Below are 11,339 nucleotides of genomic sequence, written 5' to 3'. Positions count from 1 at the left end.
TTGTTAGCTGCATGAAATCGGTGCAATGTTCCAGCACTGCCAAATATTTAGGCGCATTAGAAGCGAGCTGTCGGGAAATGGTACCAAATCCTCCGGCGGCCCGGCACTTGAGCAGTTGGCATGGGAATTGCTCCACCGAAAGCACCAAAAACACATAAGGGAACATTCGGATGAAGCGCAGACAGCTACTTGCCATTTTCGGGGCCGCTTTGATGGTCATGCCGTTATTGGCGCCAAAGACGGCTTTCGCCGATACTTTGGCCGATATCACGGCGCGCGGGGTGCTGCGCGTGGCGGTGCCGCAGGATTTCCCGCCTTTCGGCAGCGTCGGCACGGATATGGCACCGATGGGCTATGACATCGACGTGGCCAATCTGATCGGCGAGAAGCTGGGCGTGAAGACCGAACTGGTGCCGGTGACGAGCGCCAACCGCATTCCCTATCTCCAGACCAACAAGGTCGATCTCGTCATTTCCAGCCTGGGCAAGAATGCCGAGCGCGAGAAGGTGATCGATTTCTCCTCCGCCTATGCGCCGTTCTTCAACGGCGTCTTCGCGCCGGATGCGGTGAGCGTATCGAAAGCGGAGGATCTGGCGGACAAGACGATAGGCGTCACGCGCGGGGCGGTTGAGGATCTCGAACTGACCAAGATCGCGCCGCAGACCGCCGTGATCAAGCGCTACGAGGACAATAACGGCACGATCTCCGCGTTCCTTTCGGGACAGGTCGATGTGGTGGCGACCGGCAATGTCGTCGCCGCGGCGATCCTCGCCAAGAACCCGCCGAAGCGACCGGAACTGAAATTCCTGATCAAGAATTCTCCCTGCTATATCGGCCTGAGCAAGGATGAGCCGGCGCTTCTGGAAAAGGTGAACAGCATCATCGCCGCCGCCAAGGCCGATGGTTCGCTGAACGCCATTTCGCAGAAATGGCTGGGTGCCGGGCTTCCAGCCGGGCTTTAGATGGAAACGCTGGCGGGACAGCATACCCCCCTCTGTCCTGCCGGACATCTCCCCCTCAAGGGGGGAGATTACGCTGTCATCGCCGTTTCCGCCAATCGCCAACATTTCCAGAATAAGTACCGTCATCGATGCAGGCCAATCTCCCCCCTTGAGGGGGAGATGGCTGGCAAGCCAGAGGGGGGTATGTCTCGCGATTCCATTAAACCATGAACCGTTCCCTCTCCTGGAAAACGCACGGGGCTTTCCCTTGAAATATGTCTTCGATTTCGCGTGGCTGGCGCAATATTGGCCGGTGCTTCTGAAAGGCCTCGGCATCACCATCGAACTCATAGCCGTCGGCGCGGTTCTGGGCGTGGCGCTGGGCATCTTCTGCGCCTGGGCAAGGGCGCTGGGCCCGAAATGGCTGCGGCCCGCCGTCACCGCCTATGTGGAGCTAATCCGCAACACGCCGTTCCTGATCCAGCTTTTCTTCATCTTCTTCGGCTTGCCGTCGCTTGGCCTGCACATGAGCGAGTTGCAGGCGGCCAATCTGGCGATGATCGTCAATCTGGGCGCCTATAGCTGCGAGATCATCCGCGCCGGCATTCAGGCGACGCCGCGTGGCCAGTTCGAGGCGGGAGCAAGCCTGGCGATGTCGCCCATCCAGACATTTCTCCACGTCATCCTCGTTCCCTCGCTGCAACGGATATGGCCGGCGCTTTCGTCCCAGATCGTCATCGTCATGCTCGGCTCCGCCGTGGTTTCGCAGATCGCGGCGGAAGATCTGACGTTTGCGGCCAATTTCATCCAGTCCCGCACGTTCAGGGCATTTGAGGCCTATTTCGTCTCGACGGCGATCTATCTTCTGCTGGCGATCGCGCTCAGACAGTTGCTTGCCATGATGGGCACACTGATTTTCCCAAGGAGGGCGCGCCAGTGATTGAATTTTCCTTCTGGGATATCCTGCGCAATCTTCTTCTCGCCACGCGCTGGACCGTTCTCTTGTCACTCGTCGCCTTCATCGGCGGCGGTCTGGCGGGAATGCTGCTCCTGTTCATGCGGATCGGCCGCCGCCGCGCGCTTCGGCTTTTCGCCAGATATTATGTCGAACTCTTCCAGGGTACGCCGCTGTTGATGCAGCTTTTCCTGGCGTTCTTCGGCCTCGGGCTGTTCGGCATCAATGTGCCGGCATGGCTGGCAGCGGGGGTTGCGCTCATCCTCTGGACCGCCGCATTCCTCGTGGAAATCTGGCGCGGCTGCGTCGAGGCAATAAACAAGGGGCAATGGGAGGCATCCGCCAGCCTCGGCATGGGCCATATCCAACAGATGCGCTACGTCGTCCTGCCGCAAGCGCTCCGGATCGCCATTCCGCCGACCGTCGGGTTCTCGGTGCAGGTGGTCAAGGGAACGGCGCTGACATCGATCATCGGTTTCGTGGAATTGTCGAAGGCAGGCACCGTGGTGACGAACGCGACCTTCCAGCCCTTCACCGTCTATGGGCTCGTTGCCCTCATTTATTTCGCCCTTTGCTGGCCCCTGTCGAAGAGCAGCCAGATACTGGAAAGGAAGCTCAATGTCGCTCATCGAAATCACTGAGGTCCGCAAGAGCTTCGGATCCAACGAAGTGCTCAAGGGCATCAATCTCGATGTCGATCCGGGCGAAGTGATCGCCATCATCGGCAAGAGCGGATCGGGCAAATCGACGCTGCTGCGCTGCGTCAACGGATTGGAAAATATCGACAGCGGCTCCATTTCCGTTGCCGGCGCGCAATTGCAGCCGGATGAGCTGCATCTCAAGGCGCTGCGGCTGAAGGTCGGCATGATCTTCCAGCAATTCAACCTGTTCCCTCATCTGACGGCGGGCGGCAATGTCATGCTGTCGCAGACGGTGGTAAAGAAGGTGCCGAAGCCGCAAGCCGAGGCGATGGCGCGCAAGATGCTGGAGCGGGTCGGGCTGGAGCACAAGTTCGACGCTTATCCGGACGAACTTTCCGGCGGTCAACAGCAGCGCGTGGCCATCGCGCGGGCGCTCGCCATGCAGCCGATCGCGCTGCTTTGCGACGAGATCACCTCCGCGCTCGACCCGGAGCTGGTGTCGGAGGTGCTGGCCGTAGTGCGCGGACTAGCCAAGGAAGGCATGACGCTGATGATGGTGACGCATGAGATGAAATTCGCCCGCGATGTTTGTAGCAGGGTTGTCTTCATGCATCAGGGGCGAGTGCACGAAATCGGGCCGCCGGCAGAGGTGTTTGCGGATCCGAAAACGCCGGAGTTGAAGCAGTTTCTTGGGATGCTGTAGGGTGAATCATGTTTTGATGAAAGCGCCAGATACCCCCCTCTGGCCTGCCGGCCATCTCCCCCTCAAGGGGGGAGATTATGCCTTCATAGACGTGCGGCACCAATCGCAGACGTTGCAGAATGGAGACGGAACGACGTGTCAGCCAATCTCCCCCCTTGAGGGGGAGATGGCCGGCAGGTCAGAGGGGGGTGCTGCCCCACCAGCCTTTAAGGACCACCCCGATGCCAAGCGCTAATCCCCCCCGCAATTTCACCGGCTACGGCCGCAATCCGCCCGATCCGAAATGGCCTGACGATGCGCGGCTGGCCGTGCAGTTCGTCATCAACTACGAAGAGGGCGGCGAGAGTTCGATTCTCGACGGCGATCCGGCATCGGAACATCTGCTGTCCGAGATCGTGGGCGCTCAGGCCTGGCCCGGCCAGCGCAATCTCAACATGGAATCGATCTATGAATACGGCTCGCGCGCCGGCTTTTGGCGGTTGTGGCGGTTGTTCACCGATCTCAAAGTTCAGGCAACTGTCTATGGCGTGACATCGGCCATGGCCCGCAACAGGGAAGCCGTCGCGGCGATGAAGGAAGCCGGTTGGGAAATTGCCAGCCATGGCTATCGCTGGCTGGAATACAAGGATTTTTCCGAGGAGCTGGAGCGCGAGCATATCCGCGAGGCCGTCAGGCTGCACACGGAGCTGACGGGGACACGTCCTTACGGCATGTACCAGGGCAAGCCTTCCAAAAACACGCTGCGACTCGTCCAGGAAGAAGGCGGGTTCCTTTATTCCTCCGACTCCTATGCCGACGATCTGCCGTACTGGGTCGACGGCATCGACGGTGAGCCTTTCCTGATCGTCCCCTATACGCTCGATACCAACGACATGCGTTTTGCGACACCGCAGGGCTTCAATTCCGGCGACCAGTTCTCCACCTATCTCATGGATGCATTCGACACGCTCTACGAAGAAGGCAGGCAGGGCAGCCCGAAAATGATGTCGGTGGGCCTCCATTGCCGCCTCGTTGGCCGCCCCGGACGCACAGCGGCGCTGAAGCGCTTCATGGAATATGTGCTACAGCATGACCGGGTCTGGATGCCGCGCCGCATCGAGATCGCCCATCATTGGCATAGGCACCATAAGCCGATCCCATCCATCCTTCCGGAGACCTGAATGACCGAGAATGCCCCTCATACCCTGCCGGCTTTTGCGAACGGCGCAATCAATCTCGCGTCCGCGCGCCTCGACGCCAAGGGGCTCCATGCGACCGACGAATTCTTCGCGCCGCTGGAGCGTATGCTGCAGGATGCGCCGGCGCGCTTCGATCCTGATCTCTATGACGACAACGGCAAATACATGGATGGCTGGGAAAGCCGGCGCAAGCGCGTGCCGGGCCATGATCATGCGGTCGTGAAGCTCGCCATGCCGGGCCGCATCTTCGGCTTCGATGTCGATACCAGCTATTTCACCGGCAACTACCCGCCGCACTGCTCCATCGAGGCCGCCTACATCGAAAACGGCGACCCGACGGATGCGACCGTCTGGACGGAAATCCTGCCGAAGGCGCCGCTTGGGCCAAGCGGGCATCATTATTTCGAGAATGGCGACAAGGAAAAGATCTGGACGCATCTGCGCCTGCACATTTACCCGGACGGCGGTGTTGCCCGTCTTCGCGTCTATGGCGCGGCCCATTTCGACTGGTCTAAGGTCGCCGCGTCGCAAGAGATCGATCTCGCCTATATCTTCCACGGCGCCCGGTCGCTTGCCTGGTCGGATGCCCATTACGGCCATCCGGACAAGATGCTCGGCCTTGGGCGCGGCATCAACATGGGCGACGGTTGGGAGACCGCGCGACGACGCGGCCCCGGCCACGACTGGGCAATCATCCGTCTCGGCCATCCGGGCACCATCAAGCGGATGATCGTCGACACCGGATTCTATAAGGGAAACTTCCCGGATAGCTGCGAACTGCTTGGCGCTTATCTGCCGGATCTCGGCGACAGCTTGAGCGAAGCCGACATCGCCGCATCCGAAAAGTGGACGCCGATCCTTGAACGCAGCAAGCTGCAAATGGACCACATCCACGAATTTGGCAGCGGCGCGATAAACGATATCGGACCCATCACTCATGTGCGCTACGCCATGCACCCCGATGGCGGCACGATGCGGCTGAGGCTTTACGGGGTGGTGGCATGAGCGGCGCGTACCTGACCGTCGAGCCCCTGACGAAGGAAGCCTTCGAGCCTTTCGGAGAGGTGATCGGGCCCGATCCTTCTTCCATGCGGCTGATCAATGGGGGCACCACCGAGCGTTACCACGCGCTGTTCACGCCGGAGGCGGCGGGTGAGGATGCCCGCATCATCGTCAGCCTCTTTCGCGGGCAGCCGCGAAAGTTCCCTTATATCCTCGATATGATGGAGCGGCACCCGCTGGGAAGCCAGAGCTTCTCTCCGTTGAGCGGACGTCCCTTCCTCGTAGCCGTTGCCCCCGACGTAAACGGCAAACCGGACCGTCCACGGGTTTTTCTGGCAAAAGGCGGTCAAGGCGTGAACTACCGCCGCGGCACATGGCACCATCCGCTGATGGCATTGGGAGACGCAAGCGATTTCCTTGTCGTGGACCGCGAGGGACCGGGGAGTAATCTTGAGGAATATTTTTATGATGAGCGGTTTATTATCGAGGGGCCCTTCGCACTTTAATAGAATTACCAAGCGCCCTCGTCCTTCGAGGCTCGCTTCGCTCGCACCTCAGGATGAGGACTACTGCGGCGTTGCGGTCCCTTCATCCTCATGGTGAGGTGTGAATGTAGCGAAGCGAAATGAGCCTCGAACCACGAGGGTGAAGGGCGCACTACGTTTCCATCTAAGAAGCCGCTGCTCTATCCTATTCCAAACCCTGCCAACAAGCCCGTATATACCTTGGGCGCCGGAAAAGCATAAGCGCCCCGTTTGCTGGTGGAGAGCCCCAGCGCGACCAGCGCCTCCGCCTGCTTGACCGCAGCGCCGACGCCGTCCACGACAGGCACGCCGAACTCGTCCTGAAGCCTGGCGGCCAGATCCGCCATGCCGGCGCATCCCAGCACGATGGCTTCCGCCCCGTCCTCCTCCAGCGCTGAGGCCATTTGCGCCCGCAACTTCTCCGTTGCGCCGGAAAGCGGGTCTTCCAGCGAAAGCACTGGAATATCCGCCGCGCGAACCTTTGCCCGGCCCTCCGCGCCGTAGCGGCGGACCAGCGCCTCGATCGGCACGCGGGACCGCTGCGTGGTGGTGACGACAGTAAAGCGCTGGGCGATGAAGGATACTGTCGCCAGCGCCGCCTCGCAGATGCCGATAACCGGAATGCTGCTCATCGCACGAGCGGCATCGAGCCCCGTGTCGTCGAAGCAGGCGATGATTGCGGCATCCGCGCCCTCCCGCTCGCCTTGGCTGATCTCCTTGAGCAATCCCGGCACCGCTAGCGCCTCGTCATAATAGCCCTCGATGGAAGCGGGCCCCATGCTGGAAGTAACCGCTTCGATCACGGTCGAGTCGCCCGCCACACGACGCGCGGCGGCCTCGATGGTGACCGTCATGCTGGCGGTCGTGTTGGGATTGACGATGAGAATACGCATTGGGTGGGTGATCTTCCTTTGGAGCCGTATGATCTAGCCGCGCGCACGGCGCCGGTTGAGCCAGGCGATACAGCCGAGTGTAGCCAGAATAATGAGGAAGGAAAAAACGGTGGTGACCGTACCCAGCGCATAGAGTACCGGCGTGGTCACATTCGTGGTCATGCCGTAGATTTCCAGCGGTAGCGTGTTGTAGCTTCCCGCCGTCATCAGCGTGCGGGCGAACTCGTCATAGGAGAGCGTGAAGCCGAACAGGCCGACGCCGATCAGGCTGGGCGCGATCATCGGCAGGACGACATGGCGGAACGTCTGCCAGGGCGTTGCGCCAAGATCGCGCGCGGCTTCCTCGTAAGCGGGCGAGAAGCGGTTGAAGACGGCGAACATGATCAGCACGCCGAAGGGCAGCGTCCAGGTGAGATGCGCGCCGAAGGCGGACGAATACCAGGCAGGCTTGAGGCCAAGCTGCTGGAAGACCACGCCGATGCCGAGACTGACGATGATCGACGGCACGACGAGGCTGGCGACGCTCAAATAGAAAAGCGCCGATGCCCCCTTGAACCGCCGCCGGAAGGCCAGCCCGGCGAGAAGCGAGACCGCGACCGTCACCGCCATCACCATCAGGCCGAGCAGGAAGGAGCGCGTGAAGGACGCGCCGAAGTCGCCGACGGCCTGGCGCTCGAAGAGATTGCCGAACCAGTGCAGCGAAACCCCGTTCAGCGGAAAGGTCAGCCCGCCATCCGGCCCCTGGAACGAGAGGATGAGGATCGCCGACAGCGGCCCGTAAAGGAACAGCACGAAAAGCGTGAAGAAGGCGGCGAGGACATAAAAGCCGAGTGTGCGTTTCTCGTGGGGCATCTCAAAGCTCCTTGCGGATATCGACGACGCGCAGGATGCCGGCGACGATCATGAGGACCAGAACGAGCAGCACCACGGCATTCGCGGCTGCGGCGGGATATTGCAGCAGCGACATCTGGTTCTTCATCATCAGCGCAACCGATGCGCTCTGCCCGCCGGACATGACCTGCACGGTGGAGAAATCGGCCATGACAAGCGTGACGACGAAAATGGTGCCGATCGCCATGCCGGGTTTTGCGAGCGGTATGATGACATTCCACAGCGTCTGCCAGCCGGTGGCGCCCGCGTCTCGCGCGGCCTCGATCAGCGAGCGGTCGATACGCATCAGCGTGTTGAAGACGGGCGTCACCATGAAGAGCGTGTAGAGATGCACCATCGCAAGGACCACCGCAAACTCCGAATAGAGCAGCCATTCTATCGGCGCCGGGACAATGCCCGCCTGAACCAGCGTCGAATTGACGAGGCCGTTGCGCCCGAGAACCGGAATCCAGGAAATCATGCGGATGATATTGGAGGTCAGGAAAGGCACTGTGCAGATCAGGAAAAGCACCATCTGCATGGCGGTGGAGCGGATGTGGAAGGCGAGGAAATAGGCGACCCAGAACCCAATCACCAGCGTCAGCGCCCAGACGATGGCGGCATATTTGAGCGTGTTCAGATAAGTCTTCCAGGTCACCCATGAGCCAAGCGTGTCGGTATAGTTCATGGTCATGAAATCCGGGTAGATGCCCGCGAAATCATAATCCCAGAAGCTGACGATGATGATGGTGAGAATGGGCAGGACGAAGAAGAAGCCGAGGATCAGCGTGAGCGGCAGCGCCTGGAGATGGGATGCGGAGCGGGCGAAGCCGAAGCTTCGAGCGCGGGCGCCTGCGTGTACGAGCGGCTCATCGGCGGCGACGGTCATGGCTGCCATCCTCTAAAATTTTCTTTTAAAACGTCTGCGGGTGTACGCCTCCTTCCCCCTTGCGGGGAAGGTGCCCGCGGAGCGGGCGGATGGGGGTGGTAACGTTTGCGCTACTTATACAGACTGTAGCGCGCTGCCTTTACCACCCCCACCCGGCCCTACGGGCCACCCTCCCCGCAAGGGGGAGGGAGGGTGCGAACTCACGCCGCGATGAACTCGTTCCACCTGCGGACCATGTAGCGGTCCTCGTCCATCACCGAGTTCCAGCAGGCGACCTTGCCCATGCGCTCCTCGAACGAGCCGCCGTCACGCACCGCGCCGGCCTTTTCGAGCACCTTGCCTTCCGGCGACATGATATCGCCCTGCGCCGGCTTGCCCTCAACCCAATAGCCCCACTCGTCGGCGGACATATGCTGCTTGGCCGTTTCCATCGCCGCCGAGTAATAGCCCTGGCGGTTGAGATAGGCGCCGACCCAGCCGGAGAGGTACCAGTTGATATATTCATAGGCCGCATCGAGCTTGGCGCCCGTAAGATGCCGGGCAAGGCCAAGCCCGCCGCCCCAGGCGCGGTAGCCTTCCTTGAGCGGCTGGTATTTGCAGGCGATGCCCTTCGAGCGCACCGCCGCAACCGCAGGCGACCACATGGACTGGATGACCACCTCGCCCGACGCCATCAGATTGACGCTCTCGTCGAACGATTTCCAGAAGGCGCGGAACTGGCCGTCCTGCTTGGCCTTAATCATGAAATCGATGGTCTTGTCGATTTCATCCCGGGTCATATTGCCCTTGTCGGCATATTTGATGTTGCCCATCGCTTCCATGATCATGGCCGCATCCATGATGCCTATGGACGGGATGTTGAGGATCGCGGCCTTGCCCTTGAAAGCCGGGTCCATGATATCAGCCCAACTGGTGATATCCCGGCCAACGAGATCGGGACGGATGCCGAGCGTATCGGCATTGTAGATCGTCGGGATCAGCGTCATCCACTTGGTCGGTTCCTTGGCGAAGGTCTTGGCGTCGGGCGCCTCGACGAAGCCGACCGTATGCGGCGCGGTCCCCTGCGCGATCACGCTGTCCGGCTTGAGCTTGCCGTCTATAAACAGCGGCACGATCTTGTCGTAATATTTGATCCTGGAAACATCCATCGGCTGCATGACGCCGGATGGAAACACCTTCTTGGCGATCCAGTATTCGATATCGGCGATATCGTAGGAATCCGGCTGGGTGACGGCGCGCTGCGCGGCGGCGTCGGAATCCGTCGCCGTCATTTCCAGCGTGATGCCGAGGTCCTGCTTGCACTTCTCTGCGATGGCGTTGATGTTCGAAACGCCGGTGCCGAACTGGCGCAGCGTGATCGGATTCTGCGCCCAGATCGTCGGGAAGCCGGTAATGGCCCCCGAACCGGCCGCAAGACCGGCGGCAGCCGCACCCGTTTTGAGAAAGGAGCGGCGCGAAATTCCGCTTTTCGTCGTCTTGTTCATAGGCAGTTCCCCTTTTTCTTGTTTGGTGATTTTTTAGACATTCACACGGTCGAGAACGATGGCATCGTCGGCCCGCCATGCCAGCGGCACCGTGTCGCCGACCTTTATCGGGCTGGCGAAAAACGCCGTGTCGCCGATGATTGCAGTGAAATCATCGATGCCCGGCCCGGCCAAGGACAGCTTCACCGAGGAACCGCGATACTCGATATTGGCCACCCTGCCGGTGAAACCGAGCGTTGGCTCGCCCGCCTCGCCTATCCTCACCCGGTCGGTGCGGATGGCGATGTCGGCGCGGGTTCCATTCGGGCTACCCTCCCCCCTTGCCGCAAAGGTGTTGCCCCCGTCCATGCCTATGGTCACGGCATCCCCCGCGGTCCCGACCACCGTACCGGATAGTACGTTATGATCCCCCATGAAGCGCGCCACGAACGGCGTCGCGGGCCGCTCGAACACGGTGCGCGGCGGCGCGGCCTGCTCGATCCGCCCGTCATTCATCACAACGATCAGGTCGGCCAGCGCCATCGCCTCCTCCTGGCTATGGGTGACGTGGACGAATGTGATGCCGAGTTCCGATTGCAGCTTCTTCAATTCGGCCCGCATCCTTATCTTCAGGAAAGGATCGAGTGCCGACAGCGGCTCATCCAGCAACAAGGCTTCGGGATCGGTAATCAGCGCGCGCGCCAGCGCCACGCGCTGCTGCTGACCGCCCGAGAGTTGCGCCGGCCGGCGCCCGGCATGGTCCTGCATATGCACCAGACGCAGCATATCCAGCGCCTTGGCCTGACGCTCGGGCTTCGGCACCCCTTTCATCTTGAGGCTGAAGGCGACATTCTCCGCAACGGTGAGATGCGGGAACAGCGCATAGGACTGGAACATCATCGCCGTGCCGCGGCGCGCGGGCGGCAGATCCGTCACGACGGTTCCTCCAAGGCGGATATCGCCGGATGTGATGCTCTCGTGTCCCGCGATCATCCGCAATGTCGAAGACTTGCCGCAGCCGGACGGGCCGAGCAGGCAGCAATAGCTGCCGGCTGGAATCCTTAAAGATATTTCGCGCACGGCGGTCGCCGCGCCATAGGATTTGGTGACGGAAACAAGCTCAATCGCGGCTGCTTTGCTCATGCATTTCCCTCTTCATGGGAAAAGCAATGCATTCCGCGTGCCAATTCAGTCGCTCCGCATAAATTTTATTTTATCAAACGATTTCAGAAATCTAAGTGCGGTTAAAAAATCACCTCACAAAGAGACTGCCCAAATCA

Annotated in this window: 12 protein-coding genes; 7 read left to right on the top strand and 5 right to left on the bottom strand. The window is 60.8% G+C overall.

Features of this window, described 5'->3' with window-relative positions; translation table 11 throughout:
- Positions 1–212: 212 nt before the first annotated feature.
- From C7477_RS12405 to C7477_RS12365, 7 genes are all read left to right on the top strand, one after another.
- Positions 213–962 carry a transporter substrate-binding domain-containing protein gene (locus tag C7477_RS12405; RefSeq protein WP_245411827.1) on the top strand — a complete coding sequence of 250 codons (750 nt, stop codon included), beginning with the start codon at positions 213–215 and terminating at the stop codon, positions 960–962.
- A gap of 247 nt (positions 963–1,209) precedes the next feature.
- On the top strand, positions 1,210–1,881 hold the full coding sequence (locus C7477_RS12395) for an amino acid ABC transporter permease (protein WP_110752556.1): 672 nt from the start codon (positions 1,210–1,212) through the stop codon (positions 1,879–1,881).
- Positions 1,878–2,537, top strand: a complete 660-nt coding sequence (locus tag C7477_RS12390) for an amino acid ABC transporter permease (RefSeq protein WP_110752554.1) — start codon at positions 1,878–1,880, stop codon at positions 2,535–2,537. Before C7477_RS12395 ends, C7477_RS12390 begins: the two co-directional genes overlap by 4 nt.
- On the top strand, positions 2,515–3,240 hold the full coding sequence (locus C7477_RS12385; protein ID WP_110752551.1) for an amino acid ABC transporter ATP-binding protein: 726 nt from the start codon (positions 2,515–2,517) through the stop codon (positions 3,238–3,240). The genes C7477_RS12390 and C7477_RS12385 overlap by 23 nt, the downstream gene beginning before the upstream one ends.
- Before the next feature lie 221 nt (positions 3,241–3,461).
- Positions 3,462–4,400 (top strand): allantoinase PuuE, encoded by a 939-nt coding sequence (gene puuE, locus C7477_RS12375; protein WP_110752549.1) that lies wholly within the window; start codon positions 3,462–3,464, stop codon positions 4,398–4,400.
- Positions 4,401–5,423 (top strand): allantoicase, encoded by a 1,023-nt coding sequence (gene alc, locus C7477_RS12370; protein WP_110752547.1) that lies wholly within the window; start codon positions 4,401–4,403, stop codon positions 5,421–5,423.
- Positions 5,420–5,926 carry an ureidoglycolate lyase gene (locus C7477_RS12365; RefSeq protein ID WP_110752545.1) on the top strand — a complete coding sequence of 169 codons (507 nt, stop codon included), beginning with the start codon at positions 5,420–5,422 and terminating at the stop codon, positions 5,924–5,926. Before alc ends, C7477_RS12365 begins: the two co-directional genes overlap by 4 nt.
- 179 nt (positions 5,927–6,105) lie before the next feature.
- Here C7477_RS12365 and C7477_RS12360 read toward each other — a convergent pair whose 3' ends face one another.
- From C7477_RS12360 to C7477_RS12340, 5 genes are all read right to left on the bottom strand, one after another.
- Positions 6,106–6,837 carry an aspartate/glutamate racemase family protein gene (locus tag C7477_RS12360; protein WP_110752543.1) on the bottom strand — a complete coding sequence of 244 codons (732 nt, stop codon included), beginning with the start codon at positions 6,835–6,837 and terminating at the stop codon, positions 6,106–6,108.
- Between the two features lie 33 nt (positions 6,838–6,870).
- The gene (locus tag C7477_RS12355) at positions 6,871–7,689 is read right to left on the bottom strand and encodes an ABC transporter permease (protein ID WP_110752541.1); all 819 of its coding nucleotides are present in this window, start codon (positions 7,687–7,689) and stop codon (positions 6,871–6,873) included.
- Between the two features lies 1 nt (position 7,690).
- On the bottom strand, positions 7,691–8,596 hold the full coding sequence (locus C7477_RS12350; RefSeq protein ID WP_425373562.1) for an ABC transporter permease: 906 nt from the start codon (positions 8,594–8,596) through the stop codon (positions 7,691–7,693).
- 200 nt (positions 8,597–8,796) lie between these two features.
- The gene (locus C7477_RS12345; protein ID WP_110752538.1) at positions 8,797–10,080 is read right to left on the bottom strand and encodes an ABC transporter substrate-binding protein; all 1,284 of its coding nucleotides are present in this window, start codon (positions 10,078–10,080) and stop codon (positions 8,797–8,799) included.
- 33 nt (positions 10,081–10,113) lie between these two features.
- Entirely contained in the window at positions 10,114–11,202 is a 1,089-nt protein-coding gene (locus C7477_RS12340; protein WP_110752536.1) for an ABC transporter ATP-binding protein, read from the bottom strand.
- Positions 11,203–11,339: the final 137 nt, after the last annotated feature.

This window comes from Paramesorhizobium leguminum (assembly GCF_003217235.1).
GTDB lineage: Bacteria > Pseudomonadota > Alphaproteobacteria > Rhizobiales > Rhizobiaceae > Paramesorhizobium > Paramesorhizobium leguminum.
Note: the sequence above shows the minus strand (reverse complement) of the source record. Positions and strands in the feature narration are given on the sequence as shown.

Excerpts from the sequence above, each read along its gene's own strand:
- C7477_RS12345 (WP_110752538.1), bottom strand. The coding sequence starts at position 10,080 with ATGAACAAGACGACGAAAAGCGGAATTTCGCGCCGCTCCTTTCTCAAA.
- C7477_RS12350 (WP_425373562.1), bottom strand. The coding sequence starts at position 8,596 with ATGACCGTCGCCGCCGATGAGCCGCTCGTACACGCAGGCGCCCGCGCT.
- C7477_RS12405 (WP_245411827.1), top strand. The coding sequence starts at position 213 with ATGGTCATGCCGTTATTGGCGCCAAAGACGGCTTTCGCCGATACTTTG.
- C7477_RS12355 (WP_110752541.1), bottom strand. The coding sequence starts at position 7,689 with ATGCCCCACGAGAAACGCACACTCGGCTTTTATGTCCTCGCCGCCTTC.
- alc (WP_110752547.1), top strand. The coding sequence starts at position 4,401 with ATGACCGAGAATGCCCCTCATACCCTGCCGGCTTTTGCGAACGGCGCA.
- C7477_RS12360 (WP_110752543.1), bottom strand. The coding sequence starts at position 6,837 with ATGCGTATTCTCATCGTCAATCCCAACACGACCGCCAGCATGACGGTC.
- C7477_RS12385 (WP_110752551.1), top strand. The coding sequence starts at position 2,515 with ATGTCGCTCATCGAAATCACTGAGGTCCGCAAGAGCTTCGGATCCAAC.
- puuE (WP_110752549.1), top strand. The coding sequence starts at position 3,462 with ATGCCAAGCGCTAATCCCCCCCGCAATTTCACCGGCTACGGCCGCAAT.
- C7477_RS12340 (WP_110752536.1), bottom strand. The coding sequence starts at position 11,202 with ATGAGCAAAGCAGCCGCGATTGAGCTTGTTTCCGTCACCAAATCCTAT.
- C7477_RS12365 (WP_110752545.1), top strand. The coding sequence starts at position 5,420 with ATGAGCGGCGCGTACCTGACCGTCGAGCCCCTGACGAAGGAAGCCTTC.